The sequence below is a fragment of the Bradyrhizobium ganzhouense genome (genome assembly GCF_049949285.1).
Classification (GTDB): Bacteria; Pseudomonadota; Alphaproteobacteria; order Rhizobiales; family Xanthobacteraceae; genus Bradyrhizobium; species Bradyrhizobium ganzhouense.
The window spans coordinates 8,296,828-8,322,871 of record NZ_CP181318.1 but is presented as its reverse complement, the minus strand read 5'-3'; the positions used below and the strand labels follow the sequence as shown (position 1 = coordinate 8,322,871).

The window sequence follows — 26,044 nt, the reverse complement described above, 5'->3', positions numbered from 1 at the left end:
CGGTCACCCGTCAAGCAAGCGGCAAGTATCTCAAACCTCAGGGAGTACCAAACCAAAGTCAGCACAACGAACCGGGATCTGGAGGTGGCGTCACCGCGTCAGCGTCCTCAAGCGTCGGGCCCTCTGGAGTCCTGGACTACCGAGTTTTGCAGATCTTCAATTCCGTGGAAGGAGCGTTGAATGAGTAACGACCATCCTCTTGGCGAAAAGGCCCGGAGAGGAAGCATGCGCAGCAGGCTGCTGGGCGGCACGATGCTTGCTGCAGTCCTGGTTGCGTCGGCTGTCCTCCCCTTCGCGCAGCGAAGTGCGTCGGCGCAGCAAACGAGCCGTCCGAACATTCTCGTTATCTTCGGCGACGACATTGGCCAGTCCAACATCAGCGCCTACACGCGCGGCCTTGTCGGCTACAAGACGCCGAACATCGACCGCATCGCGGCGGAAGGCATGATGTTCACCGACTATTACGCGGAGAACTCGTGCACGGCCGGACGTTCGACCTTCATCACCGGGCAGACGTGTCTGCGTACCGGTCTCTGCAAGGTCGGTATCCCCGGCGCGACGGTCGGTCTGCAGGACCGCGACGTCACCATCGCCCAGGCGCTCAAGCCGCTTGGCTACGCCACCGGCCAGTTCGGCAAGAACCATCTCGGTGATCGGGATGAATATTTGCCCGTCAAGCATGGCTTCGACGAGTTCTTCGGCAATCTCTATCACCTCAACGCTGAAGAGGAGCCGGAGCGGCCCTATTACCCCAAGAACGACGCGGCCTTCGTCAAGAGCAGTTCGCCCCGCGGCGTCCTCAAGGCGTCGGCCGATGGCAAGATCGAAGATACCGGTCCGCTCACCACGAAACGGATGGAGACGATCGACGACGAGACCACCGCCGGGGCAATCGACTTCATGCAGCGGCAGGTGAAAGCCAACAAGCCGTTCTTCACCTGGATGAACACCACGCGCATGCACGCTTTCACGCATGTGCGTGAATCGATGCGCGGACGAAGCGGCATGCCGGGCAACGAATACGCCGACGGAATGCTCGAGCATGACGAGGATGTCGGCAAGCTGCTGAAGGCGATCGACGATCTCGGCATCGCCAACAACACCATCGTCGTCTACACCACCGACAACGGGCCCAATCAGTGGTCGTGGCCGGATGCGGCGACGACGCAGTTCCGCAGCGAGAAGGACTCCAATTGGGAAGGCGCCTTCCGCGTGCCTGCGATGATCCGCTGGCCGGGCAAGATCAAGGCCGGTGAGGTTTCGAACGAGATCGTCTCGGGCCTCGACTGGTTCCCGACGTTGCTTGCGGCTGCCGGCGACACCAGCATCAAGGAGCGGCTGCTGAACGGCGCCGACCTTGGCGGCAAGACCTTCAAGGTGCACCTGGATGGCTACAACCAGTTGCCATACCTCACCGGGCAGGCGCAGAAATCGGCGCGCGACGAGTTCTACTATTTCAACGACGATGGAAATCTTGTTGGCTATCGTTACGGCAACTGGAAAATCGTCTTCTGCGAGCAACGCAAGCCCGGAGGCTTCGAGGTATGGTCTAACCCGTTCACGTGCCTGCGTGCGCCGAAGGTCTTCAATCTTCGTATGGATCCGCAGGAGCGCGCGGATGTCGTGTCGGACCAGTATTACGACTGGGTAGGCAAAAACGCCTACCTCATTCAGTATGGCGTTTATAAAGTCGCGCCCTTCCTCGGCACCTTCAAGGACTATCCGCCGAGCCAGCGTCCGGCGAGCTTCAGCGTTGACCAGATGATCGACGCGCTGATGAGATCGCTCGACAAGACGGGTGCCAAGTAGCGCCGCGGCCCACACCAGCTTCCCGGCCGCCGATCATGGCGGCCGGGAAAGTTTCAGTTTCCGCAAGGCAACGCGATCGCATCGGCCCGTCTCGCTACATTTGAGGACTTACGGATGGATGCTCGATCGAGCGCAAGGTCTGCATCGCCGACGACCCGCGCGCAACGACGGGACCTGGCAGTGGGTGCGAGCAGGGTGCTTGTCGCGGCGGCGCTCACATTCGCCTCCGGCGTTGCCGGGTTGATCTACCAGGTGATCTGGATCAAGCAGCTCTCGCTCGTCGTTGGAGCTGACGTCTACGCCATCACGACCGCCGTGAGCGCCTTCTTTGCCGGCCTTGCGTTGGGCAGCCTGGTGATTGGCGGGCAGGCCGATCGTGCCAGCCGGCCCGTGAGCCTTTACATTGCGATCGAGATCGGCATCGCGGCAACAGGCGTTGCCACCACCTTGATCCTGGCAAATATCGCTCCGGCCTTCGTGGCCGTCGAAAGTGCGAGCAGCTTGCTCGCGTGGCTCATGGTGTTCGTTCTCGTCGGAATCGCCCCGCTTCTGATGGGCGGGACGCTGCCGGTCCTTGCGCGTGCCGTGATGCAGAATTCCGGCGATGCAGGCCGCGTCGGCGGCCGGCTGTACGCGTACAATACAGCCGGCGCCATTCTTGGCGCGCTGTTGCCGATGTTTGTTCTCATCCCGTTGCTTGGGGTGCAAGGGACCTCGATTGCGGCGGCAAGCCTCAATGTTCTCGCCGCGGTCGGAGCGACGGTGCTCGGCCGCATTCCCCTGATTTCGGACAGGAGCCAAGCCGCCAGGCGCGCGGTTCATCAACCTCTTCGAGTTGGATTGGCCATCACTCTCTACGCCATCGCCGGTGGAATTGCCCTCGGCTACGAGGTGGTCTGGTCCCAGTCCATCGTTCAGTTCATGAGCACGCGCAGCTTTGCGTTTTCCGTTGTGCTCGCGACGTATCTGGCGGGCCTTGCGGCAGGCGCCGCAATCGTCACGCGCGTGGTTGACCGTATCCGAGATCCCTGGAGTGTCTTCGGCCTTCTGATCGCCGCTGCCGGGTTCCTCGCCTTGATCGAGATCGCGGCACTGGGTCATTGGCTCGTGGTCGCGCAAACCGTAACCGAGGCATTCGTGCTCCGGCTTACCGACAGCCAGTTCGCCGGCATGTGCGCCCGCTTCGCCGTCGCGGCCTTCTGCATCGTGTTCTTGCCCACCTTGCTGCTCGGAGCAGCCTTCCCGGTGGCGCTGCGTCTGGTGGTGCGGGAAATGCGCATCGGGCAGGACATTGGCGCCGTCATGGCGGTCAACACGCTCGGCGGTGTGGGTGGTGCACTCCTCACCGGCTTCGTCCTTCTGCCCTGGCTTGGGCTCGTCCATACGCTCGCAGCTCTCGCAATCGCCGCCGGACTCCTGGGCATCGTTGCCACTTGGGCCGGTCGCGCGAGCCGGACGGGCCTTGGGCTCGCATTCGCCGTCGGCGCGGCCAGCATCGTCGCCGCGATTGCCACGCCGACCGACCGGCTTGCCCAGTTGTTGCCGGCGGCGCGAGCGGGAAAGATTGCCTTCTACGAGGAGAGCCCGAGCGGGACGGTTGCGGTCGTCAATACCGGCCGCTTCCATCGGCTCTACATACAGGGCGTATCCAATTCCGGCGACGCGATGCCGTCGCTGCGATACATGCGGCTGCAAGCGCTCCTGCCGCTGATCATCCACAATGGCGAGCCGAAATCGGCGCTTGTGATCGGCTACGGAACCGGCATCACGGCCGGAGCTCTCTCTCAATACCCCGCCCTCGAGAGCAGGGTCGTTGGCGAGCTGCTTCCGGCGGTGCTTCGTGCGGCGCCGATGTTCGATGGGACGTTCAATGCGGCGTCCGACCCGGGACTGGAGAAGCGCCTGGGTGACGGCCGTCGCCTGCTGCAACGCCAGAGCCAGACCTATGACCTGATTACGCTGGAGCCGCCGCCGCCATCGGCGGCAGGTGTCGTCAATCTCTATTCCAGCGATTTCTATCGGTTGGCATCGTCGCGCCTGAGCGATGATGGAATTCTTGCGCAATGGTTGCCGCTGCCGACCCAGAACGATGAAGACACGCGCTCGCTGGTCCGCAGCTTCATCGACGTCTTTCCGTACGCGTCCTTGTGGACATCGGAGCTGCACGAGATGCTGCTCGTCGGCTCACATCGGCCGATCCAGCTCGACGTCGAGCGTATCAGCGCGAGGTTCAACCAGGCCGAGACGTCCGCTGCGCTCTCCGCGGTTGGAGTGAGCTCTGCTGCGGCACTGATCGCGACCTGGATCACCGACCGCGATGGGCTCGTGCGCTATGCGGGAGACGCGCCGGCCGTGACGGACGACCGGCCGCGGATCGAATATGCGACCTGGGTTCGTCCGAATGAATTCAGCCGGACGATCTCGCACATCTGGCAGATTCGCAGCGAGCCACAGCTCAAGGGGGCCAACCAGCAGTTCACCGCGTTGCTGGCCGACGAAAGGCGGGACCTCGATGCGTTTTATCGCGCCGGTCTCAGCGTCTATGCCGGCGACAGGCAAGCCTACGCCCGCGAGATAGCGAGCCTGGCCCAGGCGGCCAAGCGTAATCCCTACTACCGCTGGTTTGCAGGGCCGAAGGAACCATAGTCCGATGTCCATTCCTGGTCCAACCGACCTGACCGCGTCCGGACGCTGAGAGGCTGTGATGTCGCAGATGAGTACAACGAATCCCGGTGATCCTGCCGTGATGGCTGAGCCCGGTCGTTCGGCGGCCCGCGACGCGATACTCGAGCTCAAGACGCGTATCGGCAAGTCCGTCCTCGGCCAGGAGCGTCTCGTCGAGAGCATGCTGATCGGGTTGCTCGCCAATGGCAACCTCTTGATCGAGAGCCTGCCGGGCCTCGCCAAGACCCGTGCTGTCAAGACGCTGGCGAAGCATCTCGCGGCAGACCTCTCGCGCGTGCAGTTCACGCCGGACCTGCTGCCGTCGGACGTGACCGGCGCCGAGATCTATGTGCAGACCGACAAGGGCGGGCAATTCCAGTTCCAGAAGGGGCCGATCTTCGCCAACCTCGTGCTTGCGGACGAAATCAACCGCGCGCCGGCCAAGGTGCAGTCCGCGCTGCTCGAGGCCATGGAGGAGCGTCAGGTCACCGTCGCCGGCAAGACCTACAAGATGCCCGACCTGTTCATGGTGCTGGCGACCGAGAACCCGATCGAGCAGGAGGGCACCTATCCCTTGCCGGAGGCGCAGCTCGATCGCTTCCTGATGCATGTCGTCATTACCTACCCGGACGAAGCAACGGAAGGCGAGATCATCAAGCTCAACCGCGCCGAGAACGCGCAGAAACCGAAAGACCGCGCTGCCGAGCCGCCGCCCGTGCCACAGCAGGCGATCTTCGACGCACGCGGCGAGATCGACGGCATTTTCGTCTCCGACCTCGCCCAGAAATACATGGTCGACCTGATCTATGCGACGCGCTTTCCGGACCGCTATGGCGAGCCACTCGCCAAATGGATCCAGGTCGGCGCCAGCCCGCGCGGCAGCCTTGCGCTCGACCGCTGTGCGCGCGCCCGCGCCTGGCTCGATCGGTACAAGTTCGTGACGCCCGATCACGTGCGTGCGGTCATGCACGACTGTCTGCGCCACCGGCTGATCCTGAGCTACGAGGCGGTGTCGCAAGGCGTGACGCCCGACCAGGTCATCGACAAGATCGCGGCGCTGGTCGCGTCGGCGTGAGGCCACCATGGCAGACGTCACCCACAAGACGCCCGGCGTCTATGTCGATCTGGAGGAACTGATCGCGCTCGAATATCGCGGACGCAAGGTCTCTTTCCTGCCGCGCCAGCCCGTGCACAGCCTGTTGTCCGGCCGCTTCGCCTCGCGCATGCGGGGTCGCGGGTTGAATTTCGAGGAGATCAGGGACTATCGACCGGGCGACGACGTCCGCTCGATCGACTGGAAGGTGACGGCACGGCTGCGCAAGCCGCATATCCGCGTCTTCAACGAGGAGCGCGACCGGCAGGCGCTGCTGGTCGTGGATCAGCGTCTCTCGATGTTCTTCGGCAGCCGGCTCGCGATGAAATCGGTGACGGCCGCACAAGCCGCGGCGATCGGCGCATGGCGGGTGCTCGGCGTCGGCGACCGGGTCGGAGCCATCGTGTTCGGCGACCGCGAGCTCGTCGAGGTGAAGGCGCGGCGCAGCCGGACGACGGTGCTGCAGATTCTCTCGACGATCGTGACACAGAACCAGGCGCTCGGCGTCGGGCGCGGTCTGGTCTCGGCGCCCGCCATGCTCAACACCGCACTGGAGCATGCCCAGCGACATGCGCTGCATGATGCCGTCGTGATCGTCATCAGCGATTTCGACGGCGCCGACGACGCGACGCGCAAGATGATCGGCGCAATGAGCCGCCACAACGACGTCGTCGCCTTACTCGTGCACGATCCCCTGCAAAGCGACCTGCCGCCTTCGGCCCGCATGACGGTGACGGACGGCGAGCTGCAGATCAGGCTCGATGTCGGGCGCGACAGTGTCCGCAAGAGCATATCGCAGGCCACGGAGGAGCGCCTGAAAGGCGTGTTCGCCTGGACGCACGAGCTCGGCATTCCCGTGCTGCCGCTGAGCGCCGCGGAGGATACCACCGCGCAGCTCCGTCGCCTTCTCGGCGCCTTGCCGGCGCGTCATGGGCGCGGCGGCCATAGCCAGACGGAGGCGACCCTTGGCTGAGACACCATCCGCCAGCACCGATCCGGTCGCAGGTCTCATCGACATCCCGCTGCCGCGCGAGGTGAGCCTCTGGCCGCAAACCTGGGAAGCCCGGATTGCGATCGTCCTGCTGTTGGCGGTCCTGGTCGCCACGGTGTGGCGCTTTGTGCATCATCGGCACGTCAACCGGTATCGACGCGAAGCACTCGCAGAATTGAACCGGATCGGACAGGCCGAATCCTCCGAGCGAGCCGAGTTCCTGACAAGGCTGACCTTGCTCGTCAGACGAACCGCACTCGCCGCTTTTCCACGGGAGCAGGTGGCGTCCCTGGTCGGATCGGCGTGGCTCTCCTTCCTCGATCGAAGCTGCGGCGGGCGCGAGTTTTCGCAAGGCGTCGGTCGCCTGCTCGCCAGTGGGCCCTATCAGCAAATTCCACCTAATGACGCCGAGCTGAAATCCCTCGTCGTTCTCGTCCGCCGCTGGATCGAGGTGCACCATGCTTGAGTTCGCCTGGCCATGGGTGTTCCTCCTGCTGCCCGTGCCGCTCCTGGCGTGGTGGTGGCTGCCGCCCTATCGCGCGCGGCAGGCTTCCATACAGGTGCCGTTCTTCGAGCGGCTCGCGGCTGCAACCGGACAGACGCCGCAACGAGGCGCGGTGGTGCTGGAGCGCCGCGCCGTGCAGATGGTTGCCGCGATCGCGATCTGGGCCCTCCTGGTCGCCGCGCTGGCACGGCCGCAATGGGTCGGCGATCCCGTGACGCGCGAGGTTTCCGCGCGCGACCTGATCCTGGCGATCGACCTATCGGGATCGATGGACCAGCGTGATTTCAAGACGCCCGACGGAGCGATGCTGACACGGCTCGATGGCGTCAAGCGCGTCATCAGGGATTTCATCGCGCGCCGCAAGGGCGACCGTATTGCGCTGATCCTGTTCGGAACGAAAGCCTATGTGCAGGTGCCGTTCACCCAGGATCTGCAGACGGCGCAGCAATTGCTCGACCAGACCGAAGTCGGCATGGCCGGCCAGCAGACCGCGATCGGCGATACGATCGGGCTCGCCATCAAGACTTTTGCGACCAGTACGGCGAAGCAGAAGCTGCTGATCCTCCTGACCGACGGCAACGACACGGCCAGCCGGGTGCCGCCGGAACACGCCGCCGACATCGCCCGCCAGAACGACGTCGCCGTCTACACGATCGGCGTCGGTGACCCCTCAGCCAGCGGCGAAAACCGCGTCGATCTCGCCGTCCTGCAATCGGTTGCGAGCACAACCGGCGGCCACTTCTTCCGCGCCGAGGATGGCGCGCAGTTGCAGGCGATCTATGCCGATATCGACCGGCTCGCTCCGGCGAAACTCGAGACGCTGTCATGGCGACCCAAGCTGCCGCTGTTTCAATGGCCGCTCGGTGCGGCCGTCGTCCTCGGCCTGCTGCTGTGGCTTGTGCTCCTGCTGGGCAGCGAATGGCGTCATGCAAGGGCCGCCAGCCATGCATGACGCGGCTAGCATATCGTTTCACCTGCTGCGCCCGTTGTGGCTGATCGCGCTCATTCCGGTCGTCGCAATCCTTGCGTTGTTGCTCTGGCGGCAGAGCGCGCGGGCGCAATGGGGCGGCGTGATTGCGCCGCATCTTCTCGATCACCTGATCGTTCAGCCCGGGCGCGGCCGCAACATGAACCCGCTCTATCTCGTGGCGGCCGGCATGATGCTGGGCATCATCGCGCTGTCGGGGCCGACATGGCGGCGTGAATTACCGCCCTTTGTCGAGGACAAGGCGCCGCTGATGATCGCGCTCGCGGTCGGATCGTCGATGAGCAAGACCGATGTGGCGCCCTCGCGCCTCGAACGCGCGAAGCAGAAGATCAGGGATCTGCTGGCCGCGCGTGCCGGTGCCCGGACTGGGCTCGTCGCCTATGCCGGCACGGCGCATCTGGTGATGCCGCTGACCGACGACCGCTCCGTCATCGAGCCGTTCCTGGCGGCGCTCGCGCCGGGGCTGATGCCCGCTGATGGAAAGAATGCCGCCGGCGCAATCGCACTGGCCGCACAGGCGCTCGCGACCGAGCCGGTCGCCGGCACCATTCTGCTGGTCGCCGATGATCTCGGCAGCAGCGATGTCGCCGCGATCCGGCAGGCGGCGGGTCGCAATAGTCTCGTGATGCTCGCCGTGAATGCCGGCGCGACGTCGGCATCGCTCGGCGCCGATGCCGTGCAGGTCAGTATCGACGGCTCGGACATTGTTCGGCTGGAGCGCCGGATCGAAACCCGTTTCCAGGCCGCGCAAGGCGATGCGTTCGGCACGCAATGGCGGGACGAAGGCTTCTGGCTGCTGTTGCCGCTCGCGCTGCTCAGCCTGCTCTGGTTCCGGCGCGGCACGACGGTGGCGTGGATCGTCGCTTTCGCCATCGCGACGCAGGCGGGACCTGCGAAGGCGGAGGAGGCATTTCGCTTTGTCGATTTGTGGCTGACGCCGGATCAACAGGGGCGGATTGCGTTCGACCGCGGCGACTATGCCGGCGCCGCAACGCTGTTTGCCGATCCGATGTGGCGGGGCATCGCCGCCTACCGTGCCTATGATTTTCTCACCGCCGCGCAGGAATTCGCCCGCGTCAAGACCCTGGAAGGACAATTCGCGCTCGGCAACGCCGAGGCGCAGAACCACGCCTACGAGAAGGCGATCAAGGCCTACGACGACGTGCTGAAAGCGCAGCCGGGCAATTTTGCGGCCAAGACCAACCGTGCGATTGTGCAGGCCGCGCTGGATGCGCGGGAGGAAAAGCGCCGCAAGCAGGAGCAGGACGACAACGCTCCGCCCGATGAAAAGGCCGACGAGACCCGCATCGATCCCAACCAGAAGGGTGGCAAGACGATCAAGGTCACGCCCGAGGACGTCACCACCGCGGGCGCGGCGGAAGCCTGGATGCGGCAGGTCCAGACCTCGCCGGCCGATTTCCTCAAGCTGAAATTTGCGATCCAGGCGGCGGCGCCAGCCAAGGCGGGGCCGTCGCAATGAGACACCGGATCATCGCCGTCGCCCTGCTGCTCGCGGCCGTGCTGCCGTCGCAAGGCGCGCGCGCGCAGCAGGCCGGCACGCCCGAGCCAATCGTGCAGGTGACCGTCGATCCGCCGCGCGTCGTGGTCGGGCAGCAGGCGACGCTGCGCATCGTCGTCCTGGCGCCAAACTACATGACGGCGCCTCCCGAGTTGCCCGGCTTCCAGGTCCGCAACGCGATGACCCGGCAATTGCAGAGCGTCAACACCAACGAACAGCGCGACGGCATGACCTACGCCGGCGTGCGCTTCGAATACGCGATCTACCCGCAGGAGCCCGGCTCCTACGCCATCGCGGACCAGAAGGTCGTCGTGAAGTATGCCGCCGAGCCGCCCACCACGCGCAAGGCCGAGATCGCGCTGCCGCGCGTTTCCGTTGATGCTTACATCCCGGATGCCGCCGCCGGGCTCCGGCCATTCCTGTCAGCGAGCGGGTTGACCGTAGAGCAGGCGATCAAGCGTTCGTCGGATCAACTCAAGGCTGGCGACTCCGTCACGCGAACCGTGACCATCAAGGCCGAAGGCACTCCGGCGATGCTGCTGCCGCCGCAGCAATTCGCCGTCATCGATGGCCTCGCGCTCTACCCGGCGCAGCCGGCGCTCGAGGACAGGACCGATGGACGGACCGACGTGATGACATCGACACGCGTCGATTCGGCAACCTACATGCTGGAACGATCCGGCGAATACGAGCTGCCGGCAATCGATATCAGGTGGTGGAATGTCGGCAGCGGCAAGCTTGATCTCGCCCACCTCGACGCCGTGCCACTGACAGTTGCGGCCAATCCGGCGGCCGAGGGCGTTGCCGGTGCCGGCGCAGGGCGAGCCAGCTTCTCCTGGGACTCCGCGATCGACCTCCTGGCCGATCACTGGTTTCTCGCTGTGCTTGCAGCAGTAGCGCTCGCTTTGCTCGGATGGATCGCGCCACATGCCGTGCGAACGATCGCGGCCGCTCATCGGCGGCGTCGTGAAGCCTATCGTCGATCCGAAGCGTTCAGCTTCAGCCAGTTTCGCCGCGCGGTTCGGCGTGGCGATGCAAGGGCGGTCTATTTCGCGCTGCTCGACTGGCTGCCGCATCTTGGCGTCGCAGGACCGGATTACTCGATCGAGGCGCTCAAGACGGCTGCCAGCGATTCAATCCTCGATCGCCAGATCGACGCGATCGAGCGCGACTTGTTTGCGCCGCAACCCGGCCCCGAAGATTGGTCGCGACGTCAATTGTTGCGCCGTCTCCGGGTTATCAGGCGCCGATCCCGAAATGAAGCGGCTTCCATGTCGGCAACGGTGCAGGCGCTGCCGCGTACCCTGAACCCAGCGTCTCCGCGGCTTGCGTCCAATCGATCGCAGCGTTTGCCGGCACGATAGAAGGATCGTCCAAACGGAGGTTCGCTGCCCATGAAGGCGCGCGCCGAACCCGTGACGGCGACCTATCGCGGTGTGTGCAAGGCTCAGGCGACCAGTCTGGCCCGAACGTTCTTCGCGCTCGGCGCGACGACGGTTCGGTCGCGCCCCTGGCGCTTGGCTTCGTAGAGGGCGACGTCAGCTGACTTGATGAGATCCTCCGGCGCGAGATCTGCGCCTGGAACGACGCAGGCAACGCCGATGCTGACGGTCGGCGCCATGTCGGGTCGGCCCTGCTGCTGCTCGCGCAGGGACGCGACGCTGGCTCGGATCAATTCCGCGATCTGCACCGCGCCTTCAACGGTCTCGCCGGCCAGCAGCACCGCGAACTCCTCGCCGCCGTAGCGTGCGACGAGGTCGGAGGCGCGCTTCGCTCCGCCGGCGATGCATTCGGCGACGGACGCGAGCGCGGCATCGCCGGCCTGATGCCCATGGGTGTCATTGAAAGCCTTGAAATGGTCGACATCGATCATCAGCAACGAGATCGGACTGCGCGAGCGCAGGGCGCGGCGCCACTCGTTGTCGAGCGTCTCATCGAAGTGGCGGCGGTTACTCACCCCGGTCAGGCCGTCGGTGGCGGCGAGCTTGGCCAGTTGTCGTTCGGCCGCGGAGCGACGCTTGAGCGCGTTCGCCAGCAGGACGCTCAGCACCGTGGTCGCGACGCAGAGTGCCAGCAGGAACGATCCGATGAGCCAGACCTCCTGCCACCAGTCGGCATAGATTGTGTTGAACGAGACACCGTCGATGATCAGCAGCGGACGATTGCCGACCTGCTGAAACACAAACAGGCGCTTGACCTGGTCCAGCATCGAGGCCTTGGTGTACGTTCCCGCCGCTACGGGCGGAAATTGCCTGAAGACATCGGAGCCCTTGAGGCTCTGTCCGATTGTGTCGATGTTGAACGGCGCCCGCATCAGGATTGTGCCATCCGTGTGCAGGAGCGTCATGGAGTCCTTGCTGCCGAACTGGAGCTTCCTGAACAGGTTGTGGAAGTAGCTGAGGCGCATGCTGCCCGCGACGACTCCGCCGAACGACCCGTCGGCCCGGTCGATGCGCCGGCTGAGACTGATCAGATATTCTCCACCCTTTGCCACCCAGGGGCGGCTGATGAAGAGCCCGGCATTCGCATTGGCGAGATGGACTTTGAAGAAATCGCGATCGGCGAAATTGGCTCGGGCCGGTGTCAGCGACCGGGAATCCAGCCTGACGTCGCCGGCAGCATCCAGAACCAGGATTGATCCCAGGTCTCTGGCCGACGCGGCGCGGTCGAACAGCACGACCTGCCGTAGCTCCGGCCTGATCGTATCGATATCGGGAATCTTGATTCCGTCGACCACCGCCTGAAGCGATAGATCGTAGAGTTCAATGTTCCGGTCGATCTCGCTGGCGATACTGGCGATGAGATTGGTGGCCGCGTTGTGGTGATGCCGGTAGTCGGCGTCGCCCATTCTCCACAATTCGAGGCCGCAAATGCTGGAGAAGCTCAATGTCGCCGCGAGGCCGAGCACCAGCAGCAGCCTGGTCGAAACCCCGTTCGATCGTGTGATGCGGTTCGTCATGCCGTGTCCCAGCGGTCCTCCCACGGTCCGCTCCTTCCCCCTGCTTCTTCCTAGCGATACCGTCTTGAAAAAAGCGCCGAAGTTCGCGTGCAACTTGGCGGTGTTTGGTATTCGAATCTTAACTTTGGGAGGGGTGCAGCCTGGCCGTCTGCTGGTCCGGCCGACTTGCGCCGGCCAGCAAGCCATCCGGAGCGGACAGGACCCGCGCTGCAGAAGCGAGGAGAAAATTACAACGATATTTCAACGAGATACGAGCTCGGTGCACCATTTCCCCAGACAGATGCGTAAACGCGACCGGGCGGCGGCGATGCAGAGGCCGCACTTCAGGGTCGCACCTCGCCGCTGCGCGACAGCGACACAAGCAGGGCGCCCGCCGCTGTCGCCGCTGCGAGATAACCAACGGCGCCGAACGGGCCGAAGCCGTCGACCAGAATGCCGCCAACGACTGCGCCGACCGTGATCGCGACCTGGAAGGCCGATACAAGCAGGCCACCGGCAGATTCGGCTTCGTCCGATGCTACCCGCACCATCCATGTCTGGAAGCCAACCGGGAGCACGCCGAAGGCAAAGCCCCAGAGGCCAACCGCGATACCCGAGACAAGGCCCGAGCTGCCAAAAGCAAGAAGCACCAGCGCGAGCACGGCGATCGCTGCAGATCCAGTGACGATCGCGACCTTCGCGCTGCGCACGACAAGCGTGCCGCCCGCGAAATTACCGAGGAAGCCGCCCACGCCATAAGCCAGCAGGACGAGTGAAATCGTCGTGACCGGAAGCTTTGGCACTTGCTCAAGGAAATGGCGGACGTAAGTGAAACCGGCGAAATGGCCCGAGATACTGATGGCGACTGCGATCATCACGAGCCGGACACTTGGCCGACGCATCAACACAAAAAGCGTGCGCACATCCGGTGAGGTGAGCGGCGGCAAGCGCGGCAGCGTCAGCACCTGAAAGACCAGCACGACAGCGCCGACCACAGCCGCAAGCAAAAACACGTTCCGCCACCCCCAGAGATCGCCAAGATATGCTCCGATGGGCGCAGCGCTGACTGTGGCAATCGATACTCCGCTGAAGATCAGTGAGATCGCGCGCGGCAGCGCGTCCGCCGGGACAAGCCGCATCGCGGTGGCGGTTGCCATCGCCCAAAAGCCGCTGAGACTGATGCCGAGCAACGTGCGGGCGAACAAAAGTATCGTCAGATTGCTTGCTGTCGCCGACAGCAGATTGGATACGATCAACAGCACCGTCAGCGACCACAGGACGACGCGGCGATCCATGGCGCGTGTCACGATGGCTGTTGCAAGCCCGGCGACGATCCCGACAAGGGACGTCGCCGTCACCACCTGCCCGGCAGCGCCGACCGAGACACCGAGATCGGCGGCGATCGGCGTGAGCAGGCTCGCAGGCAGGAACTCGGCCGTGACCTGGCTGAACGCACCCAGCATCAAGGAGACGACAGCAGCCCACGCCGATGCGGTCGGCGCATCGGTTATTGGAGAAACATCGGCAGCAAGTGCGGCATTGGCGGAATCGGGCATGATCGTCTCCAGAGGGAACGCCACAGATGGACGTGACCGTCTGGAGTTTCCATGCTAGAAAACCCGCAATGCTTGATAATTCGTCCAAAGATACCTCAACTCATCCCCTCGCTGAGATGCTCCGGGGGCTGAAGCTCGAGGGCGTCGATTACGCGCGCTGCCGCATGACGGCTCCGTGGGGTCTATTATTTCCGGCGCAGTCAAAGGCCCAATTCCACTTCGTCGCGGGACGAGGCTGCTGGCTGCGAACTCCCGACGGCACGTGGGTCCCCCTTGAAGAAGGTGATGCGGTCTTGCTGCCGCGCGGCGCGGAACACGCATTGGCGAGTTCGCCCGATGCCTTCCCCGCACCCGTGGAGGATTGCCACTTCGAGCCGGTTTGCTGCGGCATCCTCGACACCTGCAGCGACGGCAATAGCGCTGGCGAAGAGACCGTGCTGTTCGGTGCCGGTATGACCTTCAACCTCGACAGCCAGCATCCCCTGCTTCTGATGATGCCCGAGCTGATGCAGATGCACGAACTCGCCACCGACGAGCCCGCCATCCCGCATTTGCTTGAGGCAATGACCGCCGAACTCGCGCTGGATCGCGTCGGTGCGGGTGGAATGCTGACGCGGCTGGCCGATGTCGTTGCCGCGGCGCTGATTCGCAACTGGGTCGAGAAAGGCTGCGGCTCCGAAGGTTGGGTCGCGGCGGCGCGCGACCCGGGTATCGGACGCGTTCTCGCCGCGATCCATCGCGATCCGACCGGGGACTGGACGGTCGAGGCGCTGGCGGATGTCATGCATGCGTCTCGCTCGGCATTTGCGTTGCGCTTCGCCAATGTGGTCGGCCAAACACCTGCCCGTTACGTGGCGCAGTTGCGGATGCAGGAAGCAAAGCAGTGGCTGCTTCGCGACCGCTTGAAGATCGCGGTCGTCGCACGCCGGCTTGGATATGAATCGGAAGCAGCGTTCAGTCGTGCCTTCAAGCGCATCATCGGCGCGCCGCCAAGCTATTTTCGCGCGACACCGATTGCGGCTGACCACGGCGAACGATCGGGTCCGGCCGATCATCCATCTGACAATTGAATGCGATCGGCTCCGTCTCGTTCAAGGGCGTCATCGTCGGAGCGATCGTCGATGTGGTGGGAAGGTATATCGTGCTGTTCGGGGCCCTCGCGTATCTCCCCGCGTCCTAGCGCAAGCTGCACCGGGTCCTCGATATGGAATTCGAGCCCCGTCATTGTTGCGAACAGGTCGCATTTTGATGACAGCGCACTCGATGCTCACTTGAACCGATCGGCGCGAGTTTGATCGGCGGCAAAATCGCTGGAATCGCTCAGTGGTCCGACTTCCCGCGCGGATAGCCCAGCAAAGATCTATAGCGGCATCAGAATGTTATGGGCCGATTCGTCTGCCGCTCCTGGGCACCATTTTTGCGCACGGTCTAGGCGGGCGACGTCTAAAAAATACCGTCCCCAAGACCAGGCCCTACCTTCCTCCCACGCCCCAGCGCAAACTGCGCGACCGGCCCCTCGACGTGGAATTCCAGCCCCGTCATTTTTGCGAACAGATCGATATTGCCAGTGCCGATGGCGCAGCCATCGAGGCCCATGTCGGCCGCGGCCAGGTAGAACGTCTGGATCAGGCAGCCGGCGTCTTTCAGGATCAGCGAATAGGCGATCGAAGAGTATTTCCAGGAGATCCGCCCGAAGCGCGCGGCGATCGTGATCAGGATTTGCGGTGGGCCGGATGCGCCCATGGCAAACTCAGTGATGCAGTCCACGCTCCAACTTCAAATCCCAAAAAGCGTTTGGAATCAAAAAATGGCCTGGGTATCTATCGTTATATCCCAGGCGTATTTTTTATTTTAATCCTGGTGTTTACAATAAATGTACCATGGGATATTTATTGGCTGTTCTCCGAGGATGGAGCCTTGGATCCTCATAGTACGGCCGAACCCTGAAGGACCAAAATTATGTACGCCAAGACCGGTAATTTGCCCAACCCCCTGCAAACCCAACAAGAACTCGACACGCTCGACAGCCTCGTGGAAACCGGCGATGTCAACGAGACGCCTTTCAACGTGTTCATAGGCCACAATCTCGGCCATCGCGTTTTTACGATGTCGATCCCGTTCCGGAAGTTCAAGGACATCTCTGACGTTGCCAACGACCGTGAGGCCGGACCGGTCGCGCAGCGTTCCCTCGATCCCACCCACGCGAAGAAGTTGGCGGGGTACATGTTGAAGGGCCTGATCTCGGCGGCCAAGCTCAAGCGCGAAGTCACCGGCAAGCCCCCGCACGATGCCTTCGATCAGGTGCTGCGTGCTCTTGGCGAGCAGCCCTATTTCTCGATCCAGCCGTTGGTCTGCAACATCCGCAATATTCCCTTGGGCGGCAATGGCGCCGGCGGAATCCGCGGCGTTCGGCTCGAAACGTTGAACGGTGACACGGCGGGCTTCAAGGTCTATCTCGCGGAGCGGCACACGCTTTGGGTTGTTGACGGTCAACATCGCCGGCGTGGCGCCGACCTGACCATGGAATTCCTGGAGGCCGTGCGGGCGACAGGTCGCTATCCCGCCAAGTCGGCGGTCCTATACCCCGCGAAGGGTCAGGATGTCACCGAGGACGAGATGGTGGTGTGGAACGAGGCGCACGACGCGGCTCGGTCATACGCCACGCTTTCGGTCGAGGTTCATCTTGGGCTCGACGTGATGCAGGAGCGCCAGCTGTTTCATGACCTGAATCGCCTGGGTAAGAAGGTCGATCCGTCTCTGGCGTTGCAGTTCGACAGCTCCAATCCCGTGACGGCGTTCATCAAGAACCGCCTCGCCGGCGATCTCGCCATTCAGATCTCCGACAAGGACTCCAAGGACTGGTCGGAGGACACTGGCGGCTTGATGCTGAAGGACGTCGTCGCGATCAATGCGATCGCGTTTCTGAACAAGGGTAATATTTCTGGCGCCACACCGGCGATCGTCGAACCGCGCGAGCCCGTGGTTCTTCGTCTCTGGGAACGCATCATCGAGATTCCGCACTTCGGGGCCGACCGCGCCAAGGAGCAGACCGTCGCCGCCCAACCGGTGATGCTGAAGGCGTTGGCCAAGATCGCGTACGATCTCAATTTCAGTAATCGTAAACCCGAAGAGGCCGATGCGCTCTACGAGAAGTTCCTCGATGGCATTCACGCCATCGATTTCTCGCATCGCAATCCGGTCTGGAATTTCTACGGCTTGAGCATCGACGATCGTGCAAAGCCCGAATTCGCGGGTCTGTCGGACTATCTACCGCCGGACGATGGCGCCAATCGTGACGTCGGCAGCGAGCAGGGCGGCTTCATGCGGTTCGGAGCCAAGCACAACGACATCTTTCCGCTCCTGGCGGACATGATTCGCTGGCAGGTGAAGTTGCCCAGCCGCTTTGCATGAGGCCCTGGCCCCCGGCTTTCGCCGGGGGCTTTTTCCAGGCGGACATTCCGCATCCCCGTTCGATGCGAGGATTTGCAACTTCCCGCTAAAAGGATCGGAAGTACCAAATGGGCGCGCTTGATAGGTTCTACGAAACACTCCCGGAAACCTTTGACGTCGCAAAGCTTCTCGATCCAGATGTCGAGGTGATCGAGAACACGGTCTACGACGGATCGACGACATATAAATATTTCCCATTCTCGCGCAGGTCCTTTTTGGTGAAACCACAGGTTCGCTTTAGCCCGCGCGAAGCTCTGAATGATGAATTTGAAATGAGCCGCCGATGGCGGGAAATCAGTGCTGATGGTATCCGGGATTACATTAAAGACAAGCTGAGCGTTTCATTGCCCGCGGCGTTCGCAAGCAACGACCTTATGGTGTCGATGCTGGCTGAAAATCTGCAGGAAAAGGGTCAAGTGTTGACGCCGGAGCAAAAACAACAGGCCAAAGCAATCCTCGCGAGCGAACAGGGGAAGGTCTTCATGCAAAACCAGCTCGTCGCTGCGCAGCAGGCATTGCTGCCCATCGTGGACTTCATCTTTACCCAGCTCGAAGCGAATTTTAACACCGTGGTGAACGACGTCATCTCGCCGATGGGGGTCTTCTGCGTTACTGAGGATGCTCTAAATCAACAAATGTGGGCTCACTACGCTGATCAGGGCAGAGGCTTTGTCATTGGGTTTGACGCACGACACCCTTTTTTTAGTCACCGTGATGGAACGGCCCAGAGGCATCTGCTCAAGAAGGTAATCTACACTGACGAGCACACACAGAATTTCTGGAGAAATCCCTACTATCTTTTCTTGGTCAAATCCCCCGGCTGGGCCTACGAGAAAGAATGGCGGATGTTAAAAAAACTCAAGGACAGCGATGAGGCGATACTTACCATGACGCCAGAGGTCCACCTTTGGAACATCGCGCCGGACATGATCAGCAGCGTTCATTTTGGTTATAAGTACAACGAGATCGAACTGGTCGCAGATATGGCCTCGATGATGGCAACGGGCGCTCGTCCGCGGTTCTACAGGTTAGTCGTCAATCGCGCCGAGGGTACTCTCGAAGAGCAGCCCATCAACTAGCTCGATCGGTTCGCCGTGATTCTAAAGGTGACGGTGCGGGTCATGAAAAGCCCTCGCGATGGTAGTGGAGGGCAAAACCTTGGGAAAATGCGCGCAATCCTCAATTGACAGCGCTCCAAGTGAATGAGGGATACCACGAACGTGGACAATCGGATTGTCTAGCCGGTTAGCTCTTTGCGGAGTGCGGCGACACGCTGTGTGCAGTGTGAGAGAGTAAGTCCCGGCTCGTGATCTTCGTCATTAAAGCCAAGGGCAAGATCCCGGGCCTGTAGAAGTAATTCTGCAAAATCGTTGAACCGATGGGTGTATTTCTTTAGCTTGTCTGCTGAGATCGCCTCAGCCCGAGCGAGCTTCCGGTCGACGTGCTTGCCCTCGATGACGAGGCCATCGAGGGTAAACTCTCCATGAGCAAGCTTGTTGCGAAACGAGCTGTATGGATTGGCCAGCTTCATCGCCTCATCGATGAAGGCCATTTCGTCTGCCTCGAGCTGTACGCCCGTGATTGCGGCTCGAATTAGACTCAATCGTGCCGAAAAGCTTGTTGCCGAATAGTAGATCGGCTTGGCTTGCCGGAGATCGAACGCAGTGATGTGCTCAAACCAAATGTAAAAGCCAACCTCGATCCGAGCCCAAGCAGCCATAGCCTTCCCAAAGGCGAGGAATGCCTTGTTGGTGTCGCCCATGCGCAGGTCGAGCAGCTGTTCTACGGTTAGTTCGTAATCGCTCTCCGGTGCCAGCTTCCTACCGTTGGTCACTTCGGCCCTCCGACCATTGAAATCTCCGCCCGAGCTTACCACGTTGATCGCGGAGTTCGTTCGCAGTTGCGTGCAATTTACTCGCTTCACTGTAGGCAATATCAATTAAGTGCACTTTCAACCGTAGTGCGAGTAGATCGCCTAGGACGGCTGCGCAAACGGACTTAACAGAGGGCCGGAAGCGGAGCTTGGTCCGCTCCCAACCTGTGAGCCGTTCAATACCCTTCCTCCGGGAGCGCTGGCAGCTTCCCTATCTCCTGTTTTAACGCCATGACGGCATGCTGCGCGTCGAGCTGCTTTTGGTAGACAGCAAAAAGCGCTTCGATCGTCTGATCGAGATACGGTGCCTCTTGTTGAATTTGCTGTTGCTCTTGGGGCGAACCCCAGAGCCATCGTTGAAATCGGTCGAGATTAACGTCGCCTATGAACACCGAGGCAAACGCCCAAATCCCTATCATCCAATCGTAAAACGCCTTCGCAGCTTTCGGATTCAACAGACGGACCATACCAATCCTCCGTCACATCAGCCCCGAACGGAGAGTACCCGATTCGCCCGGTGGTGGTTCTGTGGAAACCGGGGATTGGCGGGGCAGAGGAATCACCCTATATTCACTTCACGTTCTGACCCGCGTGCAAGCCCATGACGCCTACACATTCATGCGCGCTCGTCTTGCTCATAGCTGACGAGGTCGCGGTGGCGTTACGCGCTTCAAGTTTCTGGGCGGGGAGCCACCTTCCTCCCCCGCCCCAGCGCAAACTGCCCCACCGGCCCTTCGACCCAAAAATCCAGCCCCGTCATTTTTGCGAACAGATCGATATTGCCGGTGCCGATGGCGCAGCCATCGAGGCCCATGTCGGCGACGGCCAGGTAGAACGTCTGGATCAGGCAGCCGACGTCTTTCAGGATCAGCGAATAGGCGATCGAAGAGTATTTCCAGGAGATCCGCCCGAAGCGCGCGGCGATCGTGATCAGGATTTGCGGCGGGCCGGATGCGTCCATGGCAAACTCGGCGGCCATCGACAGCGCCTGGAGTTGCCTGGCTGAGGCGTCGATCGCGACCAGGGCGTGGTTGCCGGCGTCGTAGTGATAAAGTCCACGCGCAAGCCCCTCGCAGTTCGAGACCGTCAGGTACAATTCCAGTTCATACGCGCTGCCTGCGGCCGGATACGGTCTTGAGCTGTAGGTGACCTCCGGGCCACCATCGACATCTGCGCCGCTCTTCCATTCCGACAGCACGCGGGCGGTGGTGTCGAGAAACCGCGCGAGCTCGGCGAGCGTGACCGGATGCTGGTCGTCGAAATCCCGTGTCGAATGGCGCTCGCGTAACAGCTTCGCGAAGGGTGACGCCGGCTCCGGCGTGGCGAATTTGCGCAGGGAGATCGTCTTGCCGGGCCAGAGTGGGCGCACGGCGGGCAGCGGCGGAATAACGCCCGCATGCGCGTAGGTGCCGCCGACCGGATTGGCATGCCGGCCCTCCGTGCTCCGCGCGTGAAACACGAGATCGTGGAAATCCCAGAGAGCGAGATTGCGGTCGCGTTCGTTCGTCCCAAGGCCGTCTCTGTCTTTGCCATCGAGCTTGATCAGCATCTCGCCGTCGAGCAGCAACCCGAGCACGTGGAGGTTCGGGGAGGTCGCTTGCTTGCGAAGCTTGCTGATCTGTTGCGGCTGCGACAGGGCAGCCAGCGTGGCGGCGATGGCGGGATCGCAAATCCGGAACAGCGCGCCGGCGCGAGGTGATTCCAGCACCATCTCGTTGCCGCGCCGGTGCAGATAAGCGAAGCGCGACAACACGATCGTATCGCTGCTCGACAGCTTTGCGCGTTGCGGCCAGTAGTCGGCAATCTGGGGCTCGATCACCACCAGATCCTGCGCGTCACGGGAAGAGAACAGCCGATAGTCGAGCAGCCCATGCTGCGCCAGTCGCCGCACCAGAGCATGAAGCTGCCGCGCGAGGGCGCTCTTGCCGGCCAGGGAGGCGAGCGGCAAGCCGGTGGCGAGATGCGCTGCGCGCGCGATTGCTGCGGCGCTGAATTGTCCCAGGCTGACCGAATAGTCGTTCGAGACCGCGGCAATGCTTCCGTCGGGCTGCATGTGAAGGGAGAAGCGGCCGTTCAGTCGGGCGGCGATGATTGGCGCGATTGTCCTGCTCGGTTTTTTCCGGGGAGCGCGCAACGAGACCAGCCTTCAGGTGTGTGGCAGGAACGGAGTGAGTTCGCTCTCCAGTCGCGGGCGATCCAGCAGCCCAAGCTTCACCGGGACATCGTAAAGCCGGCCCGGCCCGAAGCGGCGATAAAAATGCCGCAAGCCCGGGACGAGCACCCTGACCACGGGCACCTCGACATCGGGGCGCGTCTGGTCGAGCACGAGGAAGTCGTAGCCTGCGCGGACCGCGATCTCCACGCAGGCATTGACCTGGTCGCGCGTGTTGTCCGCAACGTTGAGACCAGGCGCTGGCGGGAGAAGCGGATTGTCGCTGGGGATCAGGAACGGATAATCGTCCAGCCGCAGCGGCGTGACACCGTCAAGCGATGACTTCTCGCCGCTGCCGCCGCCCATCATCCCGATCGACATGAACTGGGTCAGTTCGGTGAGCGAACGCAAAAGTGCGATGCGGCGATCGAAATGCGAACCGGAGCCGAACTCGATGTTCTCGTGTCCGTTCTGCATCCAGTGCATGATCGCAACGTAGGAGGGAATGCCGAGATCGCTGGTGATGTCGAGCACCCAGAGCCGGCGCCCCGCATCGGCAAACTGGCTCTGGAGATCCCGCACATAGGAATCCTCGAATTGGGTGAGGTCGAGTTCGGCACGCCGCACGCGGTTGTACCACCAGATCGCGTAGGCATCGCGTTCGACCAGCTCGAGGAAGCCTTGAACGATGGCCTCCTCGCGAGTGTTGCCGGCTGCGCATCCGTTCGAATCCGTGTGGAAGCCGCCATAGAAGAAATACAAAAGGCCGGTCGGAAGATATTTGAAACGCTTGTCGCGCAACGACCAGACCGGCGACCATTCGGTCCTGGTCGCGGGATCGAACGGCTCGGGAACCGGATGTGAATCGTCAGGCAGCGGGACATGCCTGTTTTGAAACTGCGCATCGCTGAAGAACTGGACGTCGTTGGGGAGGAGCGCGTCACCGGGAGCAAAATCGGCAAAGCGGCGCGTCGTCCTGATCTCGTCACCCTGGAAAATGCCGGAGTAGCGCTCGATCGACTCCATCAGCGCACTGGCCTCGCCCTGCTCGGCCGTGGAGCCCTTGCCGAAGCTGCCGCCGCTCAGACCGGACCTGAGCTGGTCGACGTTCCAGGCCGGCGCAGAGAAATTGTGGTGCGCGAAAAAATTGGTGTTCATCGGCAGGTCGGCCTCGATCCGCTCGAGCCGCGACACCACGCCGGTCAGCGGGCTGACGTGTTTGCGGAACCGCGCCACGGTCGCTCGCGACGTCATGGTGCGGTATCCGCCGCTGGTCATGACGAGCTTTCTGCCCTCGGCAAGCTCGATCGGCACCGCTGCCCGTCGCGGATTCCTGAGCTTCTTGCTGCCGCAGGTCGCACATTGCGGGCGCTTGGCGACGTAGTGCTTGGCGATGGCGGCTCCGGTCAAGTCGAAGCTTGCGATGTGATCGCTGAGATCGGTGCGGAATCCGGAGGCGATCGCCTTTGCGATTTCAACAGCAGCGAAGTGGATCGCGGTCTCGCCTATGCTATCGCTGACCAGCGGCGATATGGCGACCGCTTGCGCCGCGCCGCGGTCGAGAAATCCCTTGATCTCGCGATTGCGGATCATGCGATCGTGCAGGCAAGTCCAGCAGGCGCTCTCGCCCGGCGCGAACACAGGTCCCACCAGCGGAAACACGCCGGACGGCTGGACCAGCAGCCAGGGCGTCCCGTCGGCGACGCGTTCCCCGTTCACCTCGGTGAGCTGCCGTTCGAGGTAGTCGTTCACGAGGGTGATGATGAGCCTGGGCGATCGCTTGGTGATGTGAACCCCGAGCTTGCCCAAGGCCGCGCTCAGTTCGCTGGCGCCTTTGACATCGATCGATTCGACCCGCACAGGCCAATTGCGAAGGTTCTCCTCCGCGACCTCCGGAGGCAGGCCGAGGCTTGCCCAATATCCATCAACGGCGCTCGCGTATGCCTGCGATACTCCGCTGACGATGTAGCGGCGCTCCAGCAGCCGCCTGATTGCTTCCTCGATCTCGGTGACGGGAAAATTCTTCGAGAGCTGGCGGATGATCTCCGGTGCGGTCTTGCCGTCCTTTCCGATTGCGCGTGCCACGGCGCAATAGAGATCGCCGTGCAGGAAGAACTTGCGGTTCTCGGAATAGAGACAGACCGCATTGGGAGGAAGCAGATAGGCGGTGAAGTTTGGTGCGAATCGCAAAATGTCCTTGCGGGTCTGCTTCGCAGTGCTGCTCTTTCGCTTGACTGTCATCGGGTCAGCACGCGGATCCTGTTGCCGTCATGTCCGATTGCCGGCGCACGACGGACACTTGGCACGGCCCGACTTGTGCGTCGAGCGCGATTTGCCTTCTTCAAAAACTTGCCTTCTTCGAACAAGTTGGAACACACTCGCTCGCTATCGGCAAGCTGAGGAGCCGGGCGAAACGAATCCCGTGGCGACAACAGCAAATTGGCCGGGTCGTTAGCGAACCCGGCCAATGAAATCGCGACCTGTGGATGTCCGGTCAAGAAGCGCCAGCGCCTAGCACCAGCGACAGCGGCCCCACGATGCGCAGCACCCTGCGCATGCCACCGGCGCAACAATGGCGCAGCCAATGCCAACGCCACAACCGACGCCGCAACGGCAGGCCCTGCAGCCTGCGCAGCCGCGGCAGCCACCGCAACCTCTGCAGCCACCGCAACCTCTGCAGCCTCCGCAGCCACCGCATCCGCGCGCAAGCAGCACGCCGCTGAGGGTTTTTCCGTCACCGGCAAGATGGAAGGTCGCGAGGTTGACGTCGGCGAGTTCTTCCTCGCTGAGCGTACTGAACTGGCCGGGCGTGTAGTTCAATCGTTGTTGAGGCTCGTCTGCCGGCACCGCGGACGCCATCGCGCTTCCCGCCATCGAAAAAGTCAGTCCGGCGAATCCGAGCGCCGGTACTGCAGCTTTGGTCATTCGCTTCTTTTTCGAAGCTTGCTTCGTTCGCTGCATGGCCGCATCCTCCATGGTCGGAAGAACGATCTTCTACATCATCGTACGCCGAGCAATCGAAGCGGGCAAGATTCACGTGAACACGAAATGTAATGGCGCTCGTTCAGATTGCATTCATCTTCATGAATGGCATTGCCGCAAATTCCAGATTCCTGTCGATGTCACCGGGCTGCCGCGCATGATGCAGTGCGCAACCGTCTGTCCGTCCGAACGGGGACACTAGCTTGGCCGATCAACTCGGGTGCTTCGTTTGGTATGAGCTTCTGACGACGGATATGCCGTCGGCGGCTGCTTTTTACGCCGGGGTGGTCGGCTGGGCTGTGAAAGATGCGTCGAGCCGGGAACTGGCCTACACGCTGCTGACTTCAGGCGACTCTCCAGTCGTCGGGCTCATGGATCTCCCGGAAGAAGGGGTGCGAATGGGAGCAACGCCGAGATGGCTCGGCTACGTCGCCGTCGATGACATGGATGCGCGCGTCGCGCAGATCCGCCGGCTTGGGGGCGCGATCCTGGTCTCGCCGACCGACAGCAACATCGGCCGCATTGCGGTGGTCGCCGATCCGCAAGGGGCGACGTTTGCGCTGGTCACGGGGCTAACATATTGCCAATCGCAACAGAGCGGGTTGGACCAGCCCGGGCGCGTGGGCTGGCACGAGTTGCTGGCTGAAGACCGAAGCAAGGTCTTTCCGTTTTACGGCAAGCTTCTCGGCTGGCAACAGGCCTCCACTGAGGTCGACCCGGCAAGCGTGTATGAATTGTTTTCGGTGGCCGGGCAGACGATCGGCGGCATGCTCACCAAGCTTCCGAGCGTATTGCAGGCGTGTTGGCTCCACTACTTCAATGTCGACGACGTCGGCGCGGCGGCCCGGCGGGTCAATGATGGCGGGGGCCGGGTTCTTCAGGAGCCGATCGAGTTGCCCGATGGTTGCTGGATCGTGCGATGTGTCGATCCCCAAGGCGCCCTGTTTGCGCTGCAGGGGGCGTGGGATCAGAAGGGCATCGCCGGTGAGGAGGTCACCTGGTCCGCCAAATGGGGTGACATTGCTTCAAAGGGCAGGATGGTGGTTCACAAGACGAAGCGCTAGGACGAGACGTTCCGTGGGTCATCGACCTGATTATTTCAGGCCTATTTGCGAGCGGGGAACCCTGCTTTTCAGCTCAGCCGCGTACGGTGCGGCGTGTTGCTGATCCGGAACCGGATCGCACGCAGCCCTTCTGGCACTCCACTTGCTCAGTCAGCGCCAAAGCCAGGGCCTCAGCTGGGAGGCCGTTTCAGGTTGAGGCAAGTGATGCAGGAAGTGTCCCGTTCTGGTGCTGATGGAGAACTCCGGCTCGACGCGTTGATCGCCGATTTGTGGTGGCGCGTCCGGCTGCTCAACACCGACATTCTCGAGGAGGAGGCCCGGGCCGGGGTGTTCGACGCGCAACAGCCGGCCTATCCGGTGCTCGCAGCGAACCTTCGCGCGCGACGCGACAATCTGGTCGCGACGATCGGCGTGCTCGAGAAGCGTGCGGGATCGACGTCCGAAGCGGCTTGAGAGCCCG

General features: G+C 62.4%; 19 protein-coding genes and 1 pseudogene. 13 read left to right on the top strand and 7 right to left on the bottom strand.

The features are described from left to right. The first annotated feature begins 252 nt into the window (after positions 1–252). The 8 genes from ACLFLU_RS38690 to ACLFLU_RS38655 all read left to right on the top strand — a co-directional run bounded on the left by ACLFLU_RS38690 (position 253) and on the right by ACLFLU_RS38655 (position 10,933). Positions 253–1,809: an arylsulfatase gene (locus ACLFLU_RS38690; RefSeq protein WP_426414166.1), complete on the top strand. Its 1,557-nt coding sequence runs from the start codon at positions 253–255 to the stop codon at positions 1,807–1,809. 180 nt (positions 1,810–1,989) lie between these two features. Continuing rightward, complete coding sequence (locus tag ACLFLU_RS38685; protein ID WP_426409869.1) at positions 1,990–4,455, top strand: fused MFS/spermidine synthase; 2,466 nt, start codon at positions 1,990–1,992, stop codon at positions 4,453–4,455. A gap of 67 nt (positions 4,456–4,522) precedes the next feature. Continuing rightward, complete coding sequence (locus ACLFLU_RS38680) at positions 4,523–5,548, top strand: AAA family ATPase (protein ID WP_426409868.1); 1,026 nt, start codon at positions 4,523–4,525, stop codon at positions 5,546–5,548. A gap of 7 nt (positions 5,549–5,555) precedes the next feature. Beyond that, complete coding sequence (locus tag ACLFLU_RS38675) at positions 5,556–6,539, top strand: DUF58 domain-containing protein (protein WP_426409867.1); 984 nt, start codon at positions 5,556–5,558, stop codon at positions 6,537–6,539. Then, positions 6,532–7,023 (top strand): DUF4381 domain-containing protein, encoded by a 492-nt coding sequence (locus ACLFLU_RS38670; RefSeq protein WP_426409866.1) that lies wholly within the window; start codon positions 6,532–6,534, stop codon positions 7,021–7,023. The genes ACLFLU_RS38675 and ACLFLU_RS38670 overlap by 8 nt, the downstream gene beginning before the upstream one ends. Then, complete coding sequence (locus ACLFLU_RS38665) at positions 7,016–8,014, top strand: vWA domain-containing protein (protein WP_426409865.1); 999 nt, start codon at positions 7,016–7,018, stop codon at positions 8,012–8,014. The genes ACLFLU_RS38670 and ACLFLU_RS38665 overlap by 8 nt, the downstream gene beginning before the upstream one ends. Beyond that, positions 8,007–9,530, top strand: coding sequence for a VWA domain-containing protein (locus ACLFLU_RS38660; RefSeq protein ID WP_426409864.1), 1,524 nt, complete (start codon positions 8,007–8,009; stop codon positions 9,528–9,530). Before ACLFLU_RS38665 ends, ACLFLU_RS38660 begins: the two co-directional genes overlap by 8 nt. After that, positions 9,527–10,933: a BatD family protein gene (locus ACLFLU_RS38655; protein WP_426409863.1), complete on the top strand. Its 1,407-nt coding sequence runs from the start codon at positions 9,527–9,529 to the stop codon at positions 10,931–10,933. The genes ACLFLU_RS38660 and ACLFLU_RS38655 overlap by 4 nt, the downstream gene beginning before the upstream one ends. An 83-nt stretch (positions 10,934–11,016) precedes the next feature. Here ACLFLU_RS38655 and ACLFLU_RS38650 read toward each other — a convergent pair whose 3' ends face one another. Continuing rightward, a complete protein-coding gene (locus ACLFLU_RS38650; RefSeq protein ID WP_426409862.1) occupies positions 11,017–12,552 on the bottom strand; it encodes a sensor domain-containing diguanylate cyclase in 1,536 nt (511 codons plus the stop codon). Between the two features lie 299 nt (positions 12,553–12,851). Further along, positions 12,852–14,063, bottom strand: a complete 1,212-nt coding sequence (locus ACLFLU_RS38645; RefSeq protein WP_426409861.1) for an MFS transporter — start codon at positions 14,061–14,063, stop codon at positions 12,852–12,854. A 68-nt stretch (positions 14,064–14,131) separates the two neighbouring features. On the opposite strand from ACLFLU_RS38645, the gene ACLFLU_RS38640 reads away from it, so the two are divergent. After that, positions 14,132–15,133 carry an AraC family transcriptional regulator gene (locus ACLFLU_RS38640; protein WP_426414165.1) on the top strand — a complete coding sequence of 334 codons (1,002 nt, stop codon included), beginning with the start codon at positions 14,132–14,134 and terminating at the stop codon, positions 15,131–15,133. A 373-nt stretch (positions 15,134–15,506) separates the two neighbouring features. Here the strand turns inward: ACLFLU_RS38640 and ACLFLU_RS38635 are convergent. After that, positions 15,507–15,815, bottom strand: a pseudogene (locus tag ACLFLU_RS38635) (SagB family peptide dehydrogenase); the annotation flags it as partial. Between the two features lie 207 nt (positions 15,816–16,022). On the opposite strand from ACLFLU_RS38635, the gene ACLFLU_RS38630 reads away from it, so the two are divergent. Together ACLFLU_RS38630 and ACLFLU_RS38625 are read left to right on the top strand one after the other, a co-directional pair. After that, positions 16,023–17,474: a DNA sulfur modification protein DndB gene (locus tag ACLFLU_RS38630; protein WP_426409860.1), complete on the top strand. Its 1,452-nt coding sequence runs from the start codon at positions 16,023–16,025 to the stop codon at positions 17,472–17,474. Positions 17,475–17,581: 107 nt separating this feature from the next. Further along, the gene (locus tag ACLFLU_RS38625) at positions 17,582–18,592 is read left to right on the top strand and encodes a DUF2971 domain-containing protein (RefSeq protein ID WP_426409859.1); all 1,011 of its coding nucleotides are present in this window, start codon (positions 17,582–17,584) and stop codon (positions 18,590–18,592) included. Positions 18,593–18,750: 158 nt separating this feature from the next. On the opposite strand, the gene ACLFLU_RS38620 is transcribed toward ACLFLU_RS38625, so the two are convergent. From ACLFLU_RS38620 to ACLFLU_RS38605, 4 genes are all read right to left on the bottom strand, one after another. Beyond that, entirely contained in the window at positions 18,751–19,347 is a 597-nt protein-coding gene (locus tag ACLFLU_RS38620) for a hypothetical protein (RefSeq protein ID WP_426409858.1), read from the bottom strand. A gap of 215 nt (positions 19,348–19,562) precedes the next feature. Beyond that, positions 19,563–19,853: a hypothetical protein gene (locus ACLFLU_RS38615; RefSeq protein WP_426409857.1), complete on the bottom strand. Its 291-nt coding sequence runs from the start codon at positions 19,851–19,853 to the stop codon at positions 19,563–19,565. Between the two features lie 203 nt (positions 19,854–20,056). Then, entirely contained in the window at positions 20,057–21,439 is a 1,383-nt protein-coding gene (locus ACLFLU_RS38610; RefSeq protein WP_426409856.1) for a SagB/ThcOx family dehydrogenase, read from the bottom strand. A gap of 93 nt (positions 21,440–21,532) precedes the next feature. Beyond that, positions 21,533–23,779: a TOMM precursor leader peptide-binding protein gene (locus tag ACLFLU_RS38605; RefSeq protein WP_426409855.1), complete on the bottom strand. Its 2,247-nt coding sequence runs from the start codon at positions 23,777–23,779 to the stop codon at positions 21,533–21,535. A 944-nt stretch (positions 23,780–24,723) separates the two neighbouring features. Here ACLFLU_RS38605 and ACLFLU_RS38600 point away from each other — a divergent pair. Together ACLFLU_RS38600 and ACLFLU_RS38595 are read left to right on the top strand one after the other, a co-directional pair. Beyond that, the gene (locus ACLFLU_RS38600) at positions 24,724–25,584 is read left to right on the top strand and encodes a VOC family protein (RefSeq protein ID WP_426409854.1); all 861 of its coding nucleotides are present in this window, start codon (positions 24,724–24,726) and stop codon (positions 25,582–25,584) included. A gap of 204 nt (positions 25,585–25,788) precedes the next feature. After that, the gene (locus ACLFLU_RS38595; RefSeq protein WP_426409853.1) at positions 25,789–26,037 is read left to right on the top strand and encodes a hypothetical protein; all 249 of its coding nucleotides are present in this window, start codon (positions 25,789–25,791) and stop codon (positions 26,035–26,037) included. Positions 26,038–26,044: the final 7 nt, after the last annotated feature.